This window comes from Humisphaera borealis (assembly GCF_015169395.1).
In the GTDB taxonomy this organism is placed as follows: domain Bacteria; phylum Planctomycetota; class Phycisphaerae; order Tepidisphaerales; family Tepidisphaeraceae; genus Humisphaera; species Humisphaera borealis.
Genome location: NZ_CP063458.1, coordinates 6,866,116 through 6,890,612 on the forward strand (window position 1 = coordinate 6,866,116; position 24,497 = coordinate 6,890,612).

General features: G+C 59.5%; 14 protein-coding genes. 9 read left to right on the top strand and 5 right to left on the bottom strand.

Annotation, left to right across the window (positions count from 1 at the left end):
* Positions 1-49 precede the first annotated feature (49 nt).
* On the bottom strand, positions 50-850 hold the full coding sequence (locus IPV69_RS25865) for a hypothetical protein (RefSeq protein WP_206292621.1): 801 nt from the start codon (positions 848-850) through the stop codon (positions 50-52).
* Between the two features lie 191 nt (positions 851-1,041).
* Here IPV69_RS25865 and IPV69_RS25870 point away from each other — a divergent pair, with 191 nt between their 5' ends.
* From IPV69_RS25870 to IPV69_RS25885, 4 genes are all read left to right on the top strand, one after another.
* Entirely contained in the window at positions 1,042-1,245 is a 204-nt protein-coding gene (locus IPV69_RS25870) for a helix-turn-helix domain-containing protein (protein WP_206292622.1), read from the top strand.
* 800 nt (positions 1,246-2,045) lie between these two features.
* Complete coding sequence (locus tag IPV69_RS25875; RefSeq protein ID WP_206292623.1) at positions 2,046-4,769, top strand: hypothetical protein; 2,724 nt, start codon at positions 2,046-2,048, stop codon at positions 4,767-4,769.
* Complete coding sequence (locus IPV69_RS25880) at positions 4,766-5,809, top strand: hypothetical protein (RefSeq protein WP_206292624.1); 1,044 nt, start codon at positions 4,766-4,768, stop codon at positions 5,807-5,809. The genes IPV69_RS25875 and IPV69_RS25880 overlap by 4 nt, the downstream gene beginning before the upstream one ends.
* A 181-nt stretch (positions 5,810-5,990) precedes the next feature.
* Positions 5,991-6,854 (top strand): CsgG/HfaB family protein, encoded by an 864-nt coding sequence (locus tag IPV69_RS25885; RefSeq protein WP_206292625.1) that lies wholly within the window; start codon positions 5,991-5,993, stop codon positions 6,852-6,854.
* A 301-nt stretch (positions 6,855-7,155) separates the two neighbouring features.
* On the opposite strand, the gene IPV69_RS25890 is transcribed toward IPV69_RS25885, so the two are convergent.
* From IPV69_RS25890 to IPV69_RS25905, 4 genes are all read right to left on the bottom strand, one after another.
* Positions 7,156-7,749 carry a recombinase family protein gene (locus tag IPV69_RS25890; RefSeq protein WP_206292626.1) on the bottom strand — a complete coding sequence of 198 codons (594 nt, stop codon included), beginning with the start codon at positions 7,747-7,749 and terminating at the stop codon, positions 7,156-7,158.
* 551 nt (positions 7,750-8,300) lie between these two features.
* Positions 8,301-10,148 carry a ThuA domain-containing protein gene (locus IPV69_RS25895; protein ID WP_206292627.1) on the bottom strand — a complete coding sequence of 616 codons (1,848 nt, stop codon included), beginning with the start codon at positions 10,146-10,148 and terminating at the stop codon, positions 8,301-8,303.
* Positions 10,149-10,334: 186 nt separating this feature from the next.
* Positions 10,335-12,236, bottom strand: coding sequence for a GDSL-type esterase/lipase family protein (locus IPV69_RS25900; RefSeq protein ID WP_206292628.1), 1,902 nt, complete (start codon positions 12,234-12,236; stop codon positions 10,335-10,337).
* On the bottom strand, positions 12,191-12,580 hold the full coding sequence (locus IPV69_RS25905; RefSeq protein ID WP_206292629.1) for a DUF1585 domain-containing protein: 390 nt from the start codon (positions 12,578-12,580) through the stop codon (positions 12,191-12,193). The genes IPV69_RS25900 and IPV69_RS25905 overlap by 46 nt, the downstream gene beginning before the upstream one ends.
* A 262-nt stretch (positions 12,581-12,842) precedes the next feature.
* Between IPV69_RS25905 and IPV69_RS25910 the strand changes: the two genes are divergently transcribed.
* The 5 genes from IPV69_RS25910 to IPV69_RS25930 all read left to right on the top strand — a co-directional run bounded on the left by IPV69_RS25910 (position 12,843) and on the right by IPV69_RS25930 (position 24,280).
* Positions 12,843-16,067 (top strand): autotransporter-associated beta strand repeat-containing protein, encoded by a 3,225-nt coding sequence (locus IPV69_RS25910; protein WP_206292630.1) that lies wholly within the window; start codon positions 12,843-12,845, stop codon positions 16,065-16,067.
* Positions 16,068-16,093: 26 nt separating this feature from the next.
* Positions 16,094-19,057, top strand: a complete 2,964-nt coding sequence (locus tag IPV69_RS25915) for a DUF2341 domain-containing protein (RefSeq protein WP_206292631.1) — start codon at positions 16,094-16,096, stop codon at positions 19,055-19,057.
* A 198-nt stretch (positions 19,058-19,255) separates the two neighbouring features.
* The gene (locus IPV69_RS25920) at positions 19,256-20,395 is read left to right on the top strand and encodes an SGNH/GDSL hydrolase family protein (RefSeq protein WP_206292632.1); all 1,140 of its coding nucleotides are present in this window, start codon (positions 19,256-19,258) and stop codon (positions 20,393-20,395) included.
* A 268-nt stretch (positions 20,396-20,663) separates the two neighbouring features.
* The gene (locus IPV69_RS25925) at positions 20,664-23,663 is read left to right on the top strand and encodes a polysaccharide deacetylase family protein (protein ID WP_206292633.1); all 3,000 of its coding nucleotides are present in this window, start codon (positions 20,664-20,666) and stop codon (positions 23,661-23,663) included.
* Between the two features lie 11 nt (positions 23,664-23,674).
* Positions 23,675-24,280, top strand: coding sequence for a hypothetical protein (locus IPV69_RS25930; protein ID WP_206292634.1), 606 nt, complete (start codon positions 23,675-23,677; stop codon positions 24,278-24,280).
* Positions 24,281-24,497 lie beyond the last annotated feature (217 nt).

Genomic DNA, 24,497 nt, shown 5'->3' on the forward strand with positions numbered 1-24,497 from the left:
AAAGCGCAATTCCTAACGAGCGCCGAACTTGGCATCCATTAGACAGAGCCTAGCCGTGAACCCATACAGTTTCCCCGCGATACATGCCTATGAAGGTTGTGTCGTCAATAATTTGAATTATCGCGACCGACTGCTGTAGCAACCCGTATCCCTCGGTCTGGAGGACGCCGATGGGCCTTCTGGCTACGGCCAGCCTCCGTTCTCTATCTCGAACTGCTTGGTCTATTTCTCTGGATCGCTCTAGGTTCTTTGTTGTTTCGGCTGCAATGCCAGCCGCCCATCTCGCTTTTAATGTTGCGTGAGACTGCGCGTCATCAAGCATGGTCCGCCGCGCCGACTCCACGGATTGATCCTTGCTGATCTCCGTCTCTACGAATGCGTTCAGTGCAGATCGGGCCTCCAAAAGAATCTTGGCGGCCTGAGTCCTCGCTTCATCGCCAGCGTCCCTGAGTTTCTCCAGCTTTGCCTCGGCCACTTCGACTGCCTTTTTCCGGTCGCGATACTCCGCGCTCGCCGAGACAACTGAAACTACCCTGGCTCGCTCAGTTTGGTATGCAGTGGCGGATTTGCTTGCCCTCGCCGCGGCGATGCTCATCTCCTCGTACAGCCCGGCGCGTGCGGAAGAGGAGAGCAACGCGATCCCTACTATGAACGCTATCAACTTCATACTTCCCAACCCATTCTTCCTGCGTGCGCGAACGTACAGGTAGACGATTACCCCGTCGATCGCGAGCCCAATGAAAATCCCGCCGTATCCACTTCCTTTGTCGCTGGCGAGTGGCGCGACGTGTGTTTTCCCGCAAACACCACACGTTCCGCCGCCGCTGTTGCAGTAGTGCATGAAGTACATGCGCGGCAGCCCGTGACCCAAGTTGTGCCGCTGCAAAGCACAGCGGCACGACGATCACCGCCGGGATGATGATGCGTTGCAGCCGCGCGTCCACTTCCACCCCTGTAGTTTCAAGGTGACGGTCATTACTCGGGATGTGAACCATAGTTCACAGACGCCAGCCTAGTCAAGCAATAGCGTGCTGCGGAGTGTTGGGTAAAGAGCTCTACAACGCTCGCAAGAAGGCAGCCCTTTCGCAGGAAGTGGTGGCTGCTCGCGCTGGCATTTCGAGGGAGTACTTGAGCCAGCTCGAAAACGACAAGAAGTCGCCGACCGTTCGAGTGTTCCTGAATCTCTGTCGCGCGTTGGGCGTTTCGGCTTCGCGTTTGATCGAGAAGCTGGATAAAGCGGGTTAACTGTCAACCATATCGCGACCTCAACGCCTCTCTGGTGCAAGAGTGAGATATCCCGTTTCTGCCGCACGAAACGCTGTCTAGCCGGCCGCGTCAAAACGTTCATGAGAACCCATCCCCGCCTCGCGCCCTGCCTCGCCAACGCGGAATCAAATTTCCTAACAGTGAAATGGCATTTCTTGTATCGGTCGTGTAAAGCTATGGTCGAGAAGCGGTGAGGCTTCGTCCTGTCGGAAACTGTACCTGGGGATCTCGTGTCGAAATCAGTCGTCGCAGCGGTCCTCGTTTTCCTGCTCTGTGGGTGCGACGGCGAGAAATCGCCGAAACCCGCGGCCAACAGCAACGGGACGACTCGTCCAGTACCGGCCACCTCGCCTGCGCGTGTTTCCACTCCGGTGAAGCGTCCAACGCCCCCAATCGGCTTTCGGCCGTCCGCCACCCCCAATCCATCCTTTCGCTCTCGACTCCTGCCTCCTGCGACGCCTGCCGAGGTTCGCACGGTGGCGATCATCAACGGAACGGGACGCGAGGCTGTCGCCGAGCCGCTTCCTACGCTGCTGCTGACGGAACTCCAGGCCCAGACGAATCTGCGTCTGGTGGAACGCGATCGCATTGATGCGGCGATGAAGGAACTGTCGCGCTCGGCGACTGGTGCGAGCGACTCGGCGACGGCACTGAAGCTCGGCAAGCTCATCACCGCCGACGCCTTTGTCATGCTCTCCGTGCCGTCCGTCAATGAGACAAAGGGCGGCGTCAGGGTTCGCATTGTCGAGGCCCGGGCGGGTCTTCTGCTGGACGAGGGGATGGTCGAAGCGCAGCATCTCAAGGCGCCCCTCGACGCGCTCGTTGGACGCCTGATGGCCGCTTTCGCCCGCGCGCCCAAACAGGGAGGCAAGACACGTTATGTCGGCCTTCTCGACGTGCGGTCCGAAGAAGTCGGACGTGCATTGGACGCAACAGCGGGTGACCTGCGGAGCCTCATCAGCGCCGAATTGCGAGCCATGCCTGATGTATTCGTGCTGGAGCGCTCCGACATGGGACGCCTCGCCGATGAGAGTGCGCTGGCGGAGATTCCGGTCGCGTTGCGCGGTTCATCCACGTTACTGGAAAGCGGCATTCGGAAAGAGGGCACGGACCTGGTCGTCACGATCCGTAGCAAAAGCTCAGCCGGCGCGGTTGGCGAGGAACGGGTGATCCGCGGGCCCGCCGATGGGTTGGTGAAGTTGCGTCCGCAGTTGGTCGCGGCGATCGCCCGTCTGCTGTCAATCGCTCCCCCTGTGGTAGAGGCGATCGATCCGCAGCTTGAGGCGTCGGCGTTCAGCGAGCGGTCCCGGCAACTCGCATCGCACGGAGCCCTCCGCGCCGCCGCATTGGCCGCCGATGTGGCACTGGCGCTGGACCCCACGCAGGAGCGCCGAAATTTTGCGTACTTGAAGTGGCGCGCGGCCGCCGATGCGAATCCCGCCTTTGAAATGAATAAGGGATCGAGCACGTACCTTCCAGTTGACGCACCAGCCAGATACGAGGCGGCCATTCGCGCGGCGGTCCTTCAGATTGCTTCGTTCCACGACTTGGAAGCAACCGTTGCGCAGTCCGGCGACGTCAAAGCCCCCGGCGGTCTTGAGTTCGTGCGTACTGGTCCGTTGCATCGGTATGCGTCGGCCGCAACCGCCGCTGGTGAGCGGTGGAGTTTACGCGACATTTTTGACAAGAACCTGTCGCTGCAGTTCGATCCCGCTGATGAAGAAATCCTGAGACAGCGCGAGCGGCTCCGGGAACTCTGCCAGATGAAGTTCGATCGCCTGGTGCGGATCTGCAGGTCGAAGAACTGGTCCACGTCAGATCTGCTCGCGGAGAAGCTTTATTCGATCGGCCGATTCTGTGAAACGGACGAAGAAGCGAATCGATGGCTCGCAGACTGTTTGAAGATGCATGCCGCGGATGAATGGCGGAAGGACCTGTCTGCCCATGCCGAAGCCGTGTTTTACGTAGCACTGGCAAGTGTCGGAAAGAAGAGTTATCTCCCGTACCGTCGTCCAATCCCAAGGGTGAATAACGACTTGCTGCTGGGAAGTACCGATCCCAAGGTCAAGCTCGCGGGTCAGGCCGTGGTACTTGATAGCCTGAGCCCTGGTTCCCCGGCGCAGTTGCAATTGGCGGAATCAATGATCAGGCTGGCGTGGGAAGCGACGCCGGTCGATGAACCGTCAACGGCGCGGATCGTGGCCTATGAGTATTTTGACGCGTGGGATTCTCCCATTAAGAAGGCCGTAGAGGTCCTGTCCCGAAACGACGGCGGTAAGCCGGCGAGACGCACGTTCGACGCACTGCTTGCCCACTCGGCCCAGGAAGGGGATACGACCCGTCTGCTCGCTCACAACATTCTCATTCGCCACTTCGTCTATGCGCTGCGTTCCGACAAGACCGGCTCGCATCTCGACGCGTTGGAAGCTCAGTTGAGTGCATTCCCGTCGCAGGCATTCGTCGAGGGGAATCGAAAGCATTATTCCGGCCTGATTACCAGCGAACGCAAGTCGCTGAACCAACCCGCGCGCACCAACTTCCTTGCGACGGCATTTCAGATCACCCCCGTTCCACTCGATGGGATTGCCGCTCCTTCCAAGCCACATTGGATGGTTGCCGAGGGGAAAGATTTTCTCATTCTTTGCGAGCAATCCCAGCCCAATTTCGTCAGGCAAAAATGGGCGCTTTGGTCCGTCCCAATCCAAGGGGGCCGCGCCACCGCGGTCGCCACCGGCGAAGGTGACCGATGGAGCATCAGAGCGATCAACGGCCATGCGAAGCTTGGCGATACTCACTACTTCGCAACCGCCAAGGGCTTGCTGGCCGGCAGCGGCGGAAAGCTTCAGTTGCTCACCGACGCCCAGGGATTGCCGGTCACCAATGTTACAAGTATCGCCGTTTTCGGCGGGAGATTGCTTCTCGGTTTTGAAGGCGGCCTCAGTTGGTACGACCCGGCAAGCCGCACCGCGCAGGCCGTCGCCTCCACAAAGGCAGTCACGATTAAGAACGTGCTGGACGGGGGTCTCAAGTACACGATCTCGTCACTGGTGGCCGATTCCACCCGCAAGTGCATCTGGGTCGGCGTCACGGGTGGCGAGCGGCACGGGGTCTTTCAGTTCCTCTCGGACGGCACCCTGAACCGGGTCGTCAAGGCTCAGGACTATTCGGGCGGTCAACTCAACGTGGATGGAGACAGGCTTCTATTTGTGTCTCACTCGGGAATCGTCGGATATCGCTTTGCCTCCCGCGACCTTGATCCGCCGATCAAGGTTCAACTCTACGGGAGGAATTCGGCCGCCTCCGGCGTGCAATGGTTGATGCTGAACGAAACGACCGTGCTGACTTACGAGCAATGGGCGGGTCCCACGCGGACCTACAGCGACTACGTCGGGCCGCTGATTCGCGTTGAGGGTCGCGTCTACTTCGCCGCGCCTCGTAATAGGTTCGCTTCGTCAACCACAATCCTGGGCATCGTGGATGTCGCCAAGGCGGGGGCGCCATGAACATCCTGGCTCTTTACGTTCTGGTGCTCTCACAACAAGGCTTCTGGCTTGGCGGGTCGGATTACGCGATCACGTTCAAACGTACCGACGCCGCCTGGCCCGCTAATACGGAGTCGATCGACATCGCCTGGCAGTTGCGACTGGGCGATGAAGTCCTCGCAAGCGGAAAGCTTGCCGCGAAGAAGGACGAGTCGCCTACCGTGCGGCTTGCGGTCCCCGAAGTGCGAGTCCGCACGGAATTGCGGCTGACACTTTCCGTGTCGGCCGGTGGCAATGCACTGCTGAAAGACCAGCAGAAGGTCGAGGTCTTCCCGCGACCGGACAGACAGCGACTGCAGCGCTCGCTTGGCGGGAAACGAATCTGCATTTTGCGGCGCGGAAAGCCGGTCGCCGGCGACGCCGACGAGCGACTTCTGGCGATGCTGAAGGACAGTGGCGTGGTTTACGAGGTTGTTTCCGACGACACCAAGCTGGCGATCCGATCGCCGGAGATCGTCGTCGTCCTCGCGTCGGCATTGCCCGGCGGACTTTGGAAGGACTCTCTCCCGGAACTTGCCGAGACCGGGGTTTCGGTTTTGGTTCTCGAGCAGCGGGTAGCCGCCGAAATTGCCGGCTACCCGTTGACGCCACGAAAGACGATCGAGCGGATTGCTGTCACCGAGCGCCATCCGCTGCTTGAAGGCTTTTCGACGCGCGAAATTGAGGCGCTATTATCCGGCCCCTCGCACCAACCCATTGCGATGCGACTTCCGGCGGACGCGCCGGCGCAGGAAGTCGTATATTGGGCCGTGCCCGGCGGCGGGCCGGCGATGCCGATCGACTGTATGATCGCGGTGCGCACCCTGGGCAAGGGACGTATCATCTATAACCAGTTGCCGTGGGAGGATCATGCGGCGGACGCCCGGGCAGTGACCATGTTGTTCTCCACGCTGGAGTGGATGGTCACGCCACCCGAGCCGACCCTTCCTCCCAGCGCTCGTCCGCCGCCGGCCGCGACCCGTCCTGTTGAGACCCCGAACCGAATCGAAATTAAGCGATAGCGATTCCAGAATATTGACCTCGTAGAAAGGCCTCGAACCCATGCCATCGCGATTCACAATTCTTCGTGCAACGATCTCTGGCGCAGTACTGCTCTGCGTCGGACTTGCCAATGCCCGGGCCGCCGATCCCGCGCCGGCCACCAAGCCCGCGCCCAAGCCGGCCGCGATCACCGTCGCGATCATGGACTTTGACACCGGCGGCAAGACAGATGCCAATCTCGGCAAGCAGATTCCCGACGCACTGGCCGCGATGTTGTCCGACGCGCCGGGCTTTCAACTGGTCGATCGATCGGAGATTTCCCGCGTGCTTGCCGAGCAGGCTGCGAGCCTTACCGGGCTCGTCGAAGCGGAGAAGGCGGTGAAGGTCGGCAAGCTTGTCGGAGCACAGGTGCTGATCGTCGGCAAGGTGTTTCCACTGGATCGAGATACATATGTGACCGCCAAACTCATTGGAACCGAGACATCGATCGTCAAAGCCGTCATGGCCAAGGGCAAGCCCGACGAGGACATCGGCACGCTTTTGGTCACCGTCGCCGACAAGATCTCCACCACACTCCGCACCCAGGGTCAGGCCCTCCTCCCAGATGGCGCGGTGGTGGATCCCATTCCAGACCTGAAGAAGCGACTTGCCGGCAAGAAGAAGCCCATCGTGCGTGTAACCGTCACGGAGAAACATCAAACGCCGCTACGCTCCAACATCGATCCGGCGGTCGAGACGGAAATTCGCCGCATGCTTATTGAGTGCGGCTTCACGGTACTGGCCGACGATGCCAAAGACCGCAAGCCGGACATCACGGTTGGCGGCGAGGCGTTCAGCGAGTTCGGCGCGTTGATCGGCAACCTGATCGCTTGCAGCGCGCGAGTGGAACTCAAGGCGACTGACGAACGTGCTGGCAAGCTGGTCTTCACGGACCGCGCCGTTACTAGAACCGCGGACATTTCTGAAGCCATTGCCGGCAAGTCGGCGCTACAGAAGGGCGGCTATCAACTCGGCCTCAAACTTCTTGAACACTTCGCCCAGACGCTGCCGGATGAAAAGCGATAGGTGGTGAGTCCGGTTTCCTTCTCGTGTCTTTTGTGTTTTCGTGATTGATCTGAATCCCTTGCTGCTCGATCCACCGGAGACCGCATGATGGCCCGCTATTGGCTGCTCGTCGCTCTGGTGACTTACCTTATTCCCGCGTCGACCGCGCTGGTATTGGCCTGCTGCCCCGCGCCGCCTTCCGTCCGGCCCGTCGTGAACGTCCCCGGGGCGGCATGTTCACCGGGCGGTAAACTTGCGTCGCACTACGGAAACGTCTCGCCTCTCAAAGCCAGCGCCTGCCCTCGTAGTGCCGCGAATCAATTCAGGCGGACTTCAAGTACCGATACACCGTTGGGCGCGTCAGCCCCGTCGCACTGGCCATCGCGGTGATCTTCTCCCCTTCGCGGGCCATTCGCTTGATCGTTCGGACCTGCTCATCCGTGACCGATAGCCGCCGGCCCTTCTCCGAGCCGCCCCATGTCTTCCCGCGAGCCTTGGCGATCGCCTGGCCCGCGCGAACGCGTTCGGCGCGGACTTCTGTCTCGTATTGTGCCACCGAAGCCAGCACGTTGGCCATAAGGCGACCAGCGGCGGTGTGCAGGTCGATGCCGTCCTTGATGCTCACGAGGTTCACGCGACGTTCGCCGAGCTCTTCGAATAGTGCCGTGAGCCCTTTGGCCGTTCTGCCCAGCCGATCAAGGCGCCAGCAGACGATGCGAGACACCTTTCCGAGTCGCAAGTCCTCCATCAACTTGCTCCACCCTCGACGCTCCATCGTCTTCCCGGTGAACTGATCGCGGTACCAGCTCGTAGTGTCGCCGCAGGCGTCGGCATACCGCCTGAGATCGGGCTCCTGGGAGGCGGTATCCTGGGACTTGGTAGAAACCCGGCAGTAGATAGCGGTGTGCTTGGACATGGCAGAATTCTAGCACGCCTCACCCTAGAATGTAAACAGTCATTTATAAATCATAGATTACATGTTTGCCCAGTGCTGGCGAGTTCCATTCCTACCGATTCCAACGAATAGTCACCCTTTACGCTTTCCCGTGTGTGCTTCCGGTAGACATGGCGCTTTCTGGCGCGGCCAGCCAAATGAGATCGCCGTCGCGCGATGCGTTCATGTGTCTGACGCCCGAAGCGCCGTCCTTCCACCCGACCGCCTCTATCCCCCTGCAATCCCGATGGCGGCAAAGCTCCTGACCACCCACCAAGTCGGCCGCAAATTCCAGCGCAGTTCGCCAGTCGCGGCTGGCCGGTTCGGCGGCATGCAATGTGCCGGATGTGGCACAAAGAAGCATCAGTAAAAAGCATAAACGCGTTCTCATGGCAGGTGGATCGCAAGTGGCCATCGGTCCTCAAACTCATACATCCGCGGTTGCAGCTTGAGTTTTTTGCAGAAAGAAAACGCCCAACATACGTGATGCTGTCGCAGACGCACGCCACGCGCCCGGCCTTCTCGATTGAAGGTTACTTAGATGCAGGCGCGTCAGTCGTTGGCTTCGTGGTTGAGGAACGGACTGGCGCCAGATGCTTGTCGAGGAATAAGAACAGCAGTGGACGGAAATCCCGGGCTGGCGAAACCAGGGCGAATGTGTGCGGCGCGTTCGGCACGATCTCCAGTTGGTGCATGACGCCAGCCTTTTTCAGTGCCGCGGCCATCGTTTCGGCCTGGCTGTGCGGCACCGTTTCGTCCGCGGTGCCATGCACGAGCAGCATCGGGGCATCATTCTTACTGACGTAAAACACCGGCGAGGCTTTCCGGTAAACATCTGGATTCTCCTCTCTTGTTTGGAGAAACATCTTCATGTCGTGGTAATTCGGCAGGTCGAGGGCGCCGTAGAAGTTGATGGCGCAGCGGACACGCGTGCTCACGCCAGCCATGGGTGCCGCCGGCTCCAAGCCGTCTGCTTCGTCGGTAACTGCCAGCATCGCGGCAAGATTCCCGCCGGCAGAGTTGCCGAAAGCCGCGATGCGATCGGCATCGATCTGCAAGCGGTCGGCGTTGACCCGTAACCAGCGAACGGCGGTCTTGGCATCAAGCAAACTCTGCGGCCAGGTGGGATTCTTGACGCCTTTGTTCCAGAGGCGGTAGTTGATGCTCATGCACACGTATCCGTGCTGAGCCATTTCCACAGCCATCTGAACTTCCCGACCCTTGGCCTTGTCGCCGTCATTGAAGCCGCCGCCGTGCATCAGAAGCACTGCCGGCACGCGCTGGCCATCCTTCAACGTGGGGAGATAGAGGTCGGCCTTTTCGCGACGGTCGGAGGCGAGGTACATGATATCCCTGTCGACGTGGATGCCTTTGGGAATCTCCGGATCCTTCTCGCTTTTCCAGTCTTTGGGCTCGGTGGCGTTGATTGGGCTGAGGAGATTGGTTGTAAAAGCGAGATTGCCAGCGACTCCAATCCCGGCGGTCGTCACATCAAACGTTCGCTGCAAGCCGTTGTGATTCTGAGCGGAACCGGGTTGACGTTCCTCTTCCGCACGAAGCTGAGATTCCGGTTTCCCAGAGGCGACGGTCTTCTTTGCGGCCCACCTGATGGCTTCCAAGATGTGCTGACGCGCGAAAGGTGTGCTCAGCGATCGCAGATCATGACCGAATTCCGTGTAGAAGAATCGGCCGCCGGTCGCGGGCTCGTGGGTCCAGGCGATCGGGTGATCGGCGCCCATCGGCTTGCCGTTGCGAGTCTTAAAATAATCGCGCACGGGTGTATACGTGGTCTCGTCCACGCGCATGAGCACGTTGAAGCCGGGCTTCCCGGTGACGGCACGATCGTGATTGGTCCAGTCCGCTTCGATCCAGAACTCCGCAGACTGGCCTTTGACGGCGGGATGATCTTTCGCGGCAGGATCGATCTTCACCTTCGCCTTGCTGAAGTCAGAGTCGCTGTTGAAGTCGCAACCGCCGAGCTCATTCAGCCACGGCCACTTCGTCTGATGCACCAGCGCCGCATGCAGGCCGACGATGCCTTTTCCGCCATTCGTGAACCATTCCTCCACCGATTTGCGTTGCTCCTCGGGCAGCACCTTGTCGAGTTCGTTGGCGTTATTGAGCACGAGCACGTCATAGCGGGCCAGTTCGTCGGCCCGCAGATCCTTCCAGTGCTCAGTCACATCCACCTCAATGCCATTCTCGTGCCCCAACAAGACGAGCCAGCGATTGATCTTCGGGATATCGACATGCCGGTAGTAACCCGTGTTGGAGTAGACGAGCACTCTCAATCCCGCACCACTCGACTTGGTCGGGCTCGGATCGTGCGCGAAGGCGGCGCGGCACAGAAGTAGAAGGAGAACCGGGAGGATGTGTTTCATGGCCATTGGTTGTTGGGTTGCTCGGTCTTCGTTTCTTCCGGAGCGGGCTTCGGGAGCGGGCCAAACTCGCTTTCGGGCATCGAGTGCAGTCGCTTCAGCAGTGCTTCGAGATCGGTATTTGAGCTCAGGTTATCATACTCCAGCGTAGCATTTCCGTGTCCTCGCCTGAGGAGGTGACATCGCGGCTCATTTGCCCAGTAACGTTCCTACCACCGGCTTCAGCTTGCTCGCAAAGACCTCATATCCGGCCGCGCCAGGGTGAAGGTATTTGTCGGAATACAACTCCGATTTTAGCGTGCCATCGGCGTGAGTGAAATCGCTGGCGAGATCGAGGAGTTGAACCTGCGGATCGCTATTGAGTTTCAGCGTGTCGAGGGCGGCGTTGATATTGATGACTTCTTTGCCAACATCCTTGCTGGGATTGAAGGCGGGAAGGATCTTCACGAGTAGAATCTGAGATTTTGGGCAGCGAAGGCGGAGATTTTCGACGCAGAGCTTGATGCCATGTGCCGCAGCGGCAGCGGGAACGCCGTTGGCTTTGACGAGTGGGGAATTGTTCACTCCGATCATGAGGATGATGATCTTTGGCGAAACGCCGTCGAGTGCGCCGTGATCGAGGCGCCAGAGGATGTGCTCCATGCGATCGCCGCCGATGCCGAGGTTCACCGTCTTCGTATCGCCGAAATGCTTTTGCCACGCAGCGTTGAAGGGCGCGCCGTCCCAGCCACCGCCCCAGCCCTGGGTGATGCTGTCGCCGAGCAATGCGATGTCGATGTTGGCTCCAGCGGCTTTTGCTTTTTCGATAATCGTGGCGTGGTGATCGAGCCAGTCGTTGCCTTCGCCGCCGCCTTTTGGTTTCCAATGGCCCGCCGTCGGTGTGACAAACCACATCTCCGGCAGATGCTTCTGCACCTCGTGGCCGGGTTTGCGCTCGTATTCGCTCTTCGTAACCCAGGCCCTTTCCGCATCGGTCAAGGGCCAACCCGTGAGTTGCGGGTCGAGCTCGCCTTCGTTGTAAGGCGAGTAGGGATAGACGAGCGATTTGCCATCGGCGGTCTTCGGCGTCGGCTGGAGCATCGCTTCGTTGGGCGTGGCTGAAAAAGCGCTGGAGGCCGTCTGGCTTGATGGCGACGAGGCGAAAGGAGACGCAGGCACTGGAGCTGCAGCGCCGGTCTTCTTCGCCGGTATGACCACGTCGCCGCCAAGCCCCTTGCCGCCGACTAACTTGTCGAGCAGCGGCTTCAATCGCTCGGCATAGACGGCGTAGCCTTCCAGCGAGAGATGGATGTTGTCGGGCGTGAAGAGGGCCTTCTTGATGTTGCCATCGGCGTTGGCAAAATTGCCCCACAGGTCGATCACGTGTATCTTCGGATCGCTGTCGAGCTTCAGCGCGGCGAGTGCGGCGTTGGTCTTCTTGATGTTCTCGTAGAAGGGAACGCCCGGCGCTTGGCAGGGCACAATCTGGGCCGCGATCACCTCGGCCTTGGGGAACTTCTCGCGCACATTCGCCACGCACATCTGCACACCCCTGGCGACAGCCTCCACCCCGGTCTCGGGGACGAAGAACATGTTGTTGTTGCCGATCATCACGATGACAACCTTCGGCTCCAGGCCCTCCACGCCCCCGTGATCAAGCCGCCAGAGTACGTTCTGCGCCTTATCGCCGCCGATGCCGATGTTGATCGTCTTGTAGTTGGCGAAGTGTTTCTTCCAGGCATCGTTGAGCACTCCCTTGTCGAGCGGGCTGCCCCACTGCTGGGTGATGCTGTCGCCAACGAGCAGGACGTCGATCGGACCCTTGTTGGTCTGCACGTAGTCGACTAGCTTCGCATGCGTGTCGAGCCAGCTCGTCCCGCCCCAGTGTCCGGCACTGGGAACAACGGGCCAGAACTGCGGAAGGTGCTTGTTCGACTCGCGCCCTGGCCGGCGGTCGTGTTCGGGCTTGTCGACAACGTACGCCCGCTCTTCCGCCGTTAGCGGCCAGCCCGTTTTCTGCGGCTCGGCGGTGACGTGCGGGTAGTCCAATGCGCAGGCGGCAGTCGTTAAGACGAAAGCGGGGAACAGGCAGAGCAGTCGGCGAAGGGACATAGGATTCTCCAGGTGGTCAGTCGATCTGAATAATCGTGCTGCGCTTTGATCTCGGACAGGATGCAATTGATCTCACGGCGGTCGGCGTATCCCGGTTCGGCACCGGTCGCATACGTGATCATCTGAGCCGCTAAGGCCCGTGCGACCTTCTTTGGCTCGGAAACAGTCAGCCGCTGAAAGTCGGCGAAGTTCTGGAAGGGCTCCGCCTGCGCGGTTTCGCCGCTGGCATCAACTGGTGGACCGGCCTTGTACCGCACCCCTTGGCCGTCGGGGAACTTGAAACTGACGGAAGCTCCTTTGTCGAGGGAGCGATACAGGTAATCTTCGGCAGCAAACGATCCCATGCCGACGGCGCGGCGATCTTAGGGCCGCAATCTTGGGACGCAGGATCAGCAGCATGCAGGGCTGCCGACTCGACGGCGGAGCGGGGTTTCGGGCCGAACCAGGTGAAGTCGAGCTTCGCCACGCCCGCAACGCAACCCGTTCCCGCCACTATCATTTGAGTGATCCGGAAAGAGATCCGCGATCCTAGATACGCTGATGGTACCGCCGACTCGGCGCATGCCTCAAAAATTCGAACGGACTGTTTGCCAATCCCACCGTGAAATGATCCACAAGAACCTGCCTCATCTCATCGCCTTCATCGTCGCTTCATTGGCGTCCGCGATCGCCCTGGGGCAGGTGTCCGTCGATCCGGACCCGAACGGCGTCCTGATCAAGCCCATTCCGGACAAGTTGATCGTGCTGACCTTTGATGATGCTCCGGCCAGCCATGCCACGGTGGTCGCGCCGATCCTCAAGTCTCTTGGCTTCGGCGGGACGTTCTATGTCTGCAACTTTGATTCGTTCAAGACGCGGAAGGATTGGTATCTGACCTATCGGCAGATGGTCGCAATGAACGCCGACGGCTTTGAGATCGGCAACCACACGCACGGCCATGGAGGAGGACTTGCGAACTATTTGCGGATGGAAGATGAAGTCATCGCCAACCACGGCCCGAAAATGACGACCGCCTGCTGGCCGGTGTATCAGGTAGCCTGGTCGATCTGTCCGGATCTGGCCGCACGCGGCTATACCTTTGGGCGGGGTGGACACGAACGGCCTTACCGGCCGACGGTTGACAATCCGTTTGATGTGCCCTCGTTCACGATCAAGGACGGGCCGCCGATCGAAAACTTCGTGAAGCAGGCGCAGATGGCCTGCAAGGGCCGGGTCGTCGTCTTCTGTTTTCACGGCGTGCCGGACATGGAGCATCCAGGGGTGAGCCTGGAGCCGGCGAGCTTTAAGGCGATGATGCAGTATCTGAAGGACAACAACTACCAATGCATCGCCATGCGCGACATGGCGAAGTACATCGACCCGGCCAAGGCGGCAAAGCTGCCGCGCACCGCCAACAGTGCCAAAGACGCGCCGCCTTTTGATCGCGTCAAGGACGACAAGCCCTTCGTCGCGCCACCCGCCTGTGACATTCGGGAATTCTCGTTCCCCGGCTTACCGCCCGCGAGCATCTCCAAGACCAGCATCCTTCTTACCGTTGCCTATGGCACGGACGTTAAGGCACTCTCGCCTCATATCAAAGTCTCCCCTGATGCCACCATCGCGCCAGCGAACGGCACCGTTCGCGACTTTTCCAAGCCGCAGACCTACACCGTCACCGCGCGGGATGGGTCCACGAAAAGCTACCTCGTGACGGTGAAAACCAGGGCCGCGAGCGACGCCAAGGAGATGCTGACTTTCGAAATGGCGGCCACGCCGGGGATCACGATTTCTCGCGATCAGGTTACGGCTTACCTGCCGTCGTATTCGAGCCTGAAGGAACTTGCTCCAAAGTTCACGCTGTCGCCATTTGCCACGGCGGTTCCCAGTTCGGGGACGTTTCTGGATTTCACAAGGCCGCAGCGTTACCGGATCACCGCGCAGGACGGATCATCGCGGACGGTCACCGTCTCCGTGGTGCATAAGGACAAACAAAACGTGTTCGTGTGGAAGAGGGCGGAGGACGGCAACTGGAGTGATGCCACGAAGTGGTGGGCCAGCGAAGGGGCGATGGTTAGCTCACCGGACAACATCATCGACTTCACGCAAGCCGGTGAATGTGCGGTTAAAAATGATCTGAATGCGGGCTTCCTACTGAACCAACTCGTGCTCGGAGATCGTTCGGGGCGTCTGACCGTGAACGGCAACGGCCTGACCTTCGCAAAGGAACCCGCGAGCCAAATCCTCCCCTCGATCCGTGCGACGAAGTGCCAGCGGGTGGACATCAATCTGCCCTTGACGCTCCAGGATGATTTCACCGTGAACACCTTTCCGGGCAAAGATCCCAATTGCTTCATCAGTTTCAACGAAGTCATCTCCGGGCCCGGCTCGCTGATATTGCATAGCTCAGGCGATCCGAATGTCGCTGGGACCAACTTCCATGATGTGCATTTCGGGATACTGCAACTCAACAACTCGAACACCTACACTGGCGGAACCGTCATCAATGGCGGCAAGATCAATGTGAGGAAGACGAATGGCCTGGGCACCGGGACGATTACCCTGAGCAGCTTTGGCACACTCTCCACCGAAGCCAATCTTGCCAACCCAGTGGTGATCAACCAGGGCACGCTCTTCCATAGCACATTGAGTGGTCCGGTCACCCTCAATGGGACCGCCAACCTCATCGGCAAGTGCACGATTTCGGGGCCGATCAGTGGGCCCGGCGGATTGACGATGCTCGGCACCAACGGGACCTATCTCAGCATGATCCCCGGCGGCACCGTCAGCCTCGCTGGCGCGAACACCTACACCGGCCCGACCATCGTTTTCCCCGGCACGCTGATTGTAAAAAATGCCGCCGGCCTTTACGGCGCAGATGCAGCGCGATGGACGCCCGGGAACATCTCGATTCAAAAGGCTGCCACGCTACGTCTGAACGTCGGCGGCCCGGGCGAGTTCACGGGCCAGCAGATCGGCACGCTGCTCGACAATCTCACGCGCCAGATCAATGACAACGGCTTGATGGGCGGGTCATATGTGTCGCTCGACACTGCAGGCGCGACGGGCCTGGTCACCCTTTCAGCCGACATCGCCGATTCCAAGGGGCCGGGTGGCGGGGCGTTTGTCATTCGGAAGTGCGGGGCCGGCACGATGCGGCTCTCAGGAAACAACAGCTACACCGGCCAGACGATTCTGGAGGGCGGGGCATTGGTCGTCTCCTCGCTCAACAGCGTGACCAAAGCGCTTCGACAAGCCAGCAGCAGCCTGGGCGCGCCGACCGACATCGAAGCCGGCGAAATCGTCATCGGCGAGGAAGGCAAGGATGGCGATTGCGGCCTGATCTACACCGGCCCGGGCGAAAGCTCCGACCGCGTGATGAACCTGGCGGGGAAGAACACCATCGTCACGTTCGACCAATCCGGTGCCGGCCTGCTGAAACTCACCAGCCCGATCCTCATCTCCGGCTACGGAGCCAGCAAAACCATCGTTCTCCGCGGCGACACCGCCGGCACCGGCGAGATCGCAGGGGATCTGTCTGACCCCCACGACCGGGCGGGCAAGGCGAAGACCGCCGTCACCAAATTCGGCCGAGGCAAATGGGTGCTCTCCGGCACGAACAGCCACAGCGGTCCGACTCGGGTGACCCAGGGCACCCTTTCGCTTGCCAGCGTCCGGAGCCTGAGTCATCAGAGCGAAGTCGAAATCTCCGAAGGCGCAGTTCTGGAACTCGACTTCAAGGGTGAAGTGCACGTCGGCAAATTGAGTTTTGGCGGAATCGCACTACCCGCGGGGACCTACGACGCAAAGAACTCGCCGAAGTTCATCAAGGGCTCTGGAGTGCTTAAGAACTAGGGAAGACTCGCGGAGGAGACCACCTTATGAATCGCCAGCTCGTCAAACGCATAGCGGCGTCCGTGTTTGTCCTGCTCGGAATGCTGCAATCAGCCAATGCCCAATATCAAGGCTGGCAACATTCTGGTCCGCTGACCATCCTGACCACCCCGGAAGGAGCGAATCTGCCCGCGGGAACAGTGGTGGAGGGCTTTCCTCTACTGGTGCGGCTGGACAAGGATTGGTTTGATTTTGGCAAGGCCAAGCCCTTCGGTGAGGACATCCGATTTACTGCCGCCGGTGCGCCGGTGCCGTATCAGATCGAGGAGTGGGATGCCGCAAAAGGGACGGCGAGCATCTGGGTGCGCATCCCGAAGATCGAGGGCAATACCCGGCAGACGATCCACATGCATTGGGGCAAGGCGGATGCGGCGAGCGAGTCGAACGCGAAGGCGGTGTTCAACGCCTCGAACGGTTACGCCAGCGTCTGGCACATGGCCGATCCGGTGGTGGATGATGCCGGCGGGACGGAATCAAAGGACCAGGGCACCACTCCCACCCGGGGCATCGTCGGGCCGGCGCGGCATTTGGCGGGGAAGCAGGGAATCTTTGGCGGCGACAAGATCACAGGGTATCCCAAGGGCCTGGGGCCGATGACCACGGAGGCGTGGTTCCGCGCCGAGCAGACCAATGGCACGGTGATCGCGTGGGGCGAGGAAAGGCGGCCCCGTAAGGTGATGTTCAATTTCCTAAGCCCGCCGCGAATGGCCATCCAATGCTATTTCGCCGATGTCGAAGCCAAAACGCCGCTGGCGACAAACCAGTGGTTTCAAGTGGTTCATACCTACTCGGAGAAGGACTCTCGAGTGTATGTGAACGGCGTGCTCGACGGCGCATCGACGCCCGTGCTCGACCTGCCCGAGACGTCGCGTCTGTGGATTGGCGGCTGGTACGACAACTACAAGTTCGTCGGCGATGTCGACGAGGTGCGGATTTCCAAAGTGGCGCGCTCGGCGGAGTGGATCAAGCTTCAGTACGAAAACCAGAAGCCGTTACAAACGCTGGTGGGTCCAGTGGTGCAGGCCGGCGATACGTTTGCGGTCTCGCCGGCGTCGGCGACAGTGCCCGAGGGCAAGAGCGTGACCTTTACCGCACAGGCGGGTGGTGCGCAGAAGGTCTACTGGACTTTGAAAAGCGAGGGCCGGGAGACGCTCGTGGCGGTAGACCGGTTCGCCTTCACCTTCGATGCGGGCCGAGTGACGGGGGACAAGACGCTGACGCTGCAATGCAAGGCCGTTTATCCGGATGGGGTGAAGACGAAGGATATTTCGATTTCGGTCACCGAGACGATCCCAGACCCGGTTTTCACACTCAAGGCCCCAGCAGAGTGGGACGGGCGCGCGACGATCACTGTGGAGCCGCAGGTGACCAATCTCAGCGCCATGCAAGCCAAGGGTGCAGGCGAATTGAAGACACAGTGGAGCGCCGGGCCGTTCGCGGTCATCAAGGAAGCCTCGCCCGGGAAGCTCATTCTGACCCGCGCCCAGAACAGCGGGAAGCTGACGGTGACGGCGACAATCAGCAACGGCGGCACGCCGGTAACGCAGACCGCAACCATCGCCGTAACCGAGCCGAAGGTCGACGCGTGGGTGGTGCGAACACCCGAGAAGGACGAGAAGCCGCAGCAAGGACAGTTCTACACCCGCGACGACAAGAACGAAGGGACGCTCTATTACAACGGCACGCTGGCTGAAAATGCCGACGGTGTCTTTCTCAAGCTCTACGCCGACGACAAGCTTGTGAAGACCGAAACCGCCAAGCCCGCGGCGGACAAAAGTTATGCTTTGTCCGCGAAGCTGAAGCCGGGATTAATCAAATACAAAGTGGAGTTTGGCACAAAAATCGGGGCCGCGGAGGCCGTGCAGAACACCGTGAACGACCTTGTCTGCGGCGACGCCTACATCATTGACGGCCAGTCCAACGCATTGGCGACCGATACCGGCGAAAAATCCCCTCCCGAGACTCACGATTGGATTCGAAGCTACGGCCGACCTTCGCAGAATCCGAAGGACAACCAGGGCAATCTCTGGTGCCTGCCTGTCTGGAAAGCGCAGAAGGGCGAGAAAGCCGAGTTGGGTTGGTGGGGCATGGAACTGGCAAAACGCCTGGTCGCAAGCCAGAAGATGCCCATCTGCATCATCAATGCCGCGGTTGGCGGAACGCGCATCGACCAGCATCAGCGCAGCGCCACCGATCCTGCCGACCTCACCACCATCTACGGCCGCATGCTCTGGCGCGTCCAGCAGGCAAAACTCACCCACGGCATTCGCGGAATCCTCTGGCATCAGGGCGAAAGCGATCAGGGCTCTGACGGACCCACCGGTGGCTATGGCTGGGAGAGTTACCATCGGCTGTTCGTGGAAATGTCGGCCGGGTGGAAGCAGGACTTTCCCAACGTGCAGCACTACTACGTGTTCCAAATCTGGCCGGACGCCTGCAGCATGGGCGGAAAGAAAGGTTCCGGTGACATGCTGCGCGAAAAGCTCCGGACCCTCCCCGAGCTTTACTCGCGCATGAGCATCATGTCCACGCACGGGATCCGTCCGCCAGGTGGGTGCCACTTCCCGCTCACCGGCTGGGCCGAGTTCGCCCGTCTGATCCAGCCTCTGATCGAGCGCGACAACTACGGCAGTGTGCCCGCTGCCTCCATCACACCGCCCAACCTCCGCAAAGCAACCCTCGTCGGCAAGGAGACCATCACCCTGGAATTTGATCAGCCCGTAGTCTGGGCGGATCACCTCGTCAGTCAGTTCTACCTTGATGGCGAGAAGAACAAGATCGCCTCGGGCAGTCTGTCCGGGAACGTGCTGACCCTCAAGCTGAAAGAGCCATCCACGCCGACGAAGATCACCTACCTCAAGGAGTCCGAATGGAGCCAGGACAGGCTCCTCATCGGCGCCAATGGGATCGCCGCACTGACGTTATGCAATGTCCCTCTTCATAAGGAATGACCACGAACAAGACACAAGCGGGTCAGAGTCATCGCAGGACCGCCACCGTGGTTTGCGTAAGTCATCCGCCTCTTTCTTCCCACGCAGCCGCAGACGGTGGAGATTGATTGGATCGAGTCACAAAGCTCCGAGGGAAAGAAACACTGGGATTTTTTGCAGGCCGATTGAATCGCCACTCAAACACGCCGGAGGCGCAAAATGATTGGATTTCTTGAAACTAATAGAGTCTGGCAATCAATGGCAAGACATGTCATCGGAATAATGCTGGTCATTCTCTGCAACAGCATGAGGGTGATGGCAGACCCTCCGGGGAATGCGGGTGAAGGCATGTCGCTCGGAGAGCCGTTCTGGCGCTCTCAGGCGATGGACAACGAGCCTGTGCTCTTTATCCAGGAGGAGGGCAAGCAATTGGCCACCGGCAGACTACTCTTCATTCCCAGCGAGAAATTCAGAATCACCCATCCGGATCATCTGATTCGATATGAGGAGGGCAAGGACTACACGTGGAAGCCGGGCACAAATGTCATTGAGCTGACGTTTACCTCGCGGATACCATTCAAGACGTCCGCGCAGATGGTTCCGCCGAAGGGCAGCCCGAACATGTTTGCGACTGTATTGCATTCGGAAGGCCACTTTTTCCATGATCTGCAGGTTCAGGTTTCGTACTGGCACAAGACCGACCCATGGACTCTGCCGGACAAGCCCCAGCCCGAACAACTCACGCGCGTGCTTGGCAAACTTAGAAACAAACAGCCAATCAAGCTGGTGGCTCTGGGTGACAGCATCACGCAGGGCTTCAATGCTTCGGGATTCAAGCCGGCGCTCGCGCCGCCGTATCAGCCCAGCTATCCTCAACTGGTTGCCAACACGCTGCAAAAGCGTTTTGGCACGAAGGTGACGCTGACTAATCTCGGCGTTGCCGGCACGGAAGCTGGCTGGGGGATCGAAATGGTTCCCAAGGTGACGGAGCAGAAGCCGGATCTGGTTCTGCTCGCCTTTGGAATGAACGACGGCGGGCGCTACGAGGAAAAGATGCTGAAGATGCGCAATGACGTCATCGCCGCCAACCCTGAAGCTGATATTGTGCTCGTGGCTCCCATGACCATGAACCCTCGTTTCGCCGGAGCAGATGGTTTCGTTTGGAAATCGAAAACGCTAGGCAAGATGGTAACGACCAATGTGGCACTGGCGGATGTCACGACCCCCTGGCTGGAAATCCTCAAGAAGAAACCGTATTCCGATCTGAGCGGCAACAATGTCAACCATCCCAACGACTTTGGCCATCGGATCTATGCCCATGTAATCCTGGATTTGTTTCCGTTAAAACCGGCTAAATAGATAGTTTGATCCACCGAAACTTGCAGTGTTCATGACGAGACGCTCCTTGTCATTCTGAGAGGCGAAGTGACGAAGAATCTGGCCTCGAATGATGATTGCCCAAGGGCTACCTCCCTCTCCCATGAGTATATGGGAGAGGGACCAGATGCAGCGTCTCTCATCTGTCGTAGGTCTAGGGAATGACACAGTATGACAGCAGTGTGCAAAGTGCTCTACTCGCGCACACTGGTTCGCCTTGTAACCATAACGTCAAAAAGCAATACCAACCATGAAGCTATCTGACATCGGAATGATGTGTACCCTGCTGCTTGCGGCGACCGCTATAGCGCGGGCAGAGCCGGTAAGTGTTGTTGATCCAACCGGCATTATCAAGAAGCCGATCCCGGACAAGCTTGTCGTGTTCACATTCGACGATGGGTGTGCCAGCGGTGCGACCGTCGCAGCGCCAATCCTCAAAAAGAATGGCTTCGGCGGCACGTTCTACGTGTCTGACGCTTATCTGTTCCGGGAGCGCAAAGATTGGTACATGACCTGGCGGCAGATCAAGGGCTTGGCCGATGATGGTTTTGAGGTTGGTAACCACACTCGCGGCCATGGAATGCTATCTCACACCGATATCGGTGGTTGCCAGGCTTATGTTTGGACGCTCGAAGATGCAATGATCGCGAACCGGATTCCCAAACCAACCACGCTGGCTTGGCCATTCTACATCACCAATCCGAAGTTCTACTCTCTTCTGAAGGAATGGGGCTACACGTTCGCCAGAGGTGGTCACGGTCGCGTCTACCGGCCCGCCGTAGATAACCCGTACGATGTCCCTTCGTTTGCCGTTGGTGGTATTGGGATGACCATGGAGGGGTTCATCAGCGCTGTGCGCCAGGCCACCGGTGGCAGGGTGGTTGTACTCACATTTCACGGTGTTCCGGATATGGAACACCCACCGGTTGGCACCGATCCCGATCTGTTCGAGGAGATGGTGCAATACATGAAGGACAACAACTACAGAGTCATCGCGATGCGTGATCTGGCTGAATATGTGGACCTTGAAAAAGCGGCGAAGCTGCCACCAACCCAGAAGAAGCTTGTGAATCCCGGGCCGGTGCTTTTGATCCAGGGCGACAAGCCCTACGTTCCCAAGAAGCGGGAACACAAGACCTATGAATTTCCAAAAGAGTTGACTGCGAAGTGGACGGTGAAGGAGATTTATCGTTTGGGCCTGCCGAATTCTGTCTACGGCGCGATCAATGGCTCCAATATCACTCTCTACGTTCCTGTATCCACAAATGTTAAAGCGGTTGCCCCGACTTTTGATCTCGCACGTTTTGCGACGGCAGCTCCGGCCTCTGGTACGGTAAGAGACTTTAGCACCCCTCAGACCTATACGATCACGGCCCAGGATGGCTCGACCAGACAGTACCGCGTACAGGTTGTGCCCACCGCGGAAGCGATGCACTTTACGTGGGCGTCGAAAGAGGCGGGTGATTTTGATGACGTCGCGCAGTGGAAGACCAATCTGGGCACGGCCTCGGCCCCGGTCACCGGAGGAAGCTCCGACACCATCCTCAACTTTTATCTACCGGCCAAGTATGAGGTGACCCGGGCCGGCACTGGCGATTTCGTGCTGAACCAGCTCAATTTCGGCAGTTCTACCCTGACGCTGGATTCGAAGGGGACGTTGGTCTTCACCAAGAGCAAATCCTATGGCTCCCTGCCATACATCAACAGTCAGAATCGTGCCAACGTGACTGTCAAGGCGGCGATCCGGCTGGATGCGGATCTCACAATCGACGGGCTGGAGCTCGACGACACGCGGGTGTTCCTGCCGGGGGTGATTTCTGGCACCGGCGCCTTGATCAAGAACGGCCCCCATTCGCTCTACGTGACCAACGCGACCAATACCTACAGCGGCGGAACGATCGTCAATGACGGCTCTGTTTCCTTCTCCAGCCAGGGGCTGGGGACGGGGCCGGTCGCGGTCAATCATGATGGCGCGGTCGGAATCGGCGGCGTGCCTGTGATGAATGCACTCACCGCCAACGGCGGGCGTATCTCTTCCGGCGGCACCGGCCGCTGGAGTGGACCGGTGACACTGACGGGAACCACCATGGTCAGTGCTTACGAATCCCTCGAGTTCGATAACAAGGAAGGCGGGATCAGCGGGCCCGGCGGCCTTACACAGACAGGTCATCGCGTCGACCATGGGACCAGAAGCGGGACGATCAAGCTCTTCGGTCGCAATTCCTACATGGGAGTTACCAGGGTGGAAATGGGCCTCCTGGAAGTCATGGGTTCGCTCTACAACAACGAACCAGCGCGCTGGACCCCGGCAAATATTACCGTGAATGGGGCCGCGGGTGAGCTACGGCTGCATGTCGGCGGCCCAGGCGCGTTCACCGCCGAACAGGCCGGGACCATGCTCAGGAACCTAACCACCAGCGTTAATCAGAACGGTCTGCTTGCCGGCGCCACTTTCGGCGTGCATACCACTGGAGCTTCGAATGCCCAGGAACTGTCAGTCAATATTGAGGATTCCAAGGGTCCCGGGGGCGGAAGTATTCACCTGAAGAAGTGCGGTGCGGGGACTCTCAAACTCTCCGGCACAAATACCTACAGTGGGCAGACGATTCTGACCGGCGGAACGCTGAGCGTGGAGTCGCTGAACAGTGTGACCAAAGGCATGGCTAGCAGCAGCCTCGGCGCGCCCAAGACCCCCAGCGATGGGGAAATTATGATGAGCGGCGGCTGCACCCTGGCTTATACAGGGAAAGGCGAGACCACCGACCGAACCCTGAACTTTCCGGGCGAGCGGGATACCATCACGCTGGACCAATCGGGCACGGGTCTGTGGAAACTGACCAGCCCGTTTGTGATTTCCGGCTACGCTCACAGCAAGACCGTCGTTCTTACCGGATCCAGCTCCGGCAGCGGCGAACTCGCGGGCAATTTGGACAATCCATATGACCGCAAAGGGAAGGCCACCACCGCTGTCACCAAATCCGGCACGGGCACCTGGACGCTCTCCGGCAACAACACCTTCACCGGCCTAACCACGGTGGAGAAAGGCACGCTGTGTCTTACGAATGTGCATAGCCTTGGCGAGGGTACGGAGGTCTCGGTTTCGGAAGGTGGAATGCTGGACCTGAAATTCGAAGGCCAGATGCGCATTGGCAAACTTTCGGTCAATGGCAAGCTGCAACCTCCTGGAACTTACGATGCAGAGAACTTACCCAAGTTCATCCGGGGTTCGGGGATTTTGAAGAGTCAATAAGGACGCAATCAGTGACTTTTCTCCGCTGCCTGCTCACTACGCTTGTCTTTCTTTGCCCGCTGCTGCGCGCTGACGAACCGCCGCTGCGGATCGCGGTGACGCCGGATTCGCTGCGCTTTGCGTGGCCGCCCAGCGCGGGAAAGACGGAGATTCGCGAGTTACCGCTGCATACCTCGGCGGCGGGAGAAGGCCACGTTTTGTGGAGTGGTGAAGGCCCGGGTGCGACGGTGCCTCGCTTCGATGGCAAACGCGACCGGCTGTTCGCGAAGTTTGAACGTCGCTTGGGTGGGAAGGCGCTTGGTCCGCCGCAGCATGTCACGGATTTCTCCGCGCTCCCGCAGCGGACGAACTCCCTCGGCTCGCTCGCGAACAAGAAAGGGATAGCCTGCCTGCTCGACGTGGAGGATGGCAAGGCGCTCGGCTTCGGGCAGTCGAACCAGAACATCGACATCGGCCGGCGGATCGATTGGCAGAGCGTGGAACCAAAGCTCAGCTTCGAGTTTGAGGGGAGAAAGATCGGGCTTGGCCCGAGCCCACTCGACACCACAAGACGGCGCGCCAGAGAATCCAGAACAACGCAACACACCCGCCGTTTTTGGCGTAGTATCGCATATTGACGCGTAAGCAGATTTCGCCCGCAAAGTGCGTCCAGACGCTTGAAAACAATCCTTTTCGTGTCGAATTGAGTTGTAACGGGAAGTCGCTTCCCAAGCTGGACGTCGAGGGTTCGAATCCCTTCGCCCGCTCTTTCTCCAGCGACTTCCCCTTCCTGTGTGCCTCGGCCGATCGGCCGCTATCTTTCGGCTTTTGCCTGCCTTCCCGAACTGTAACGGC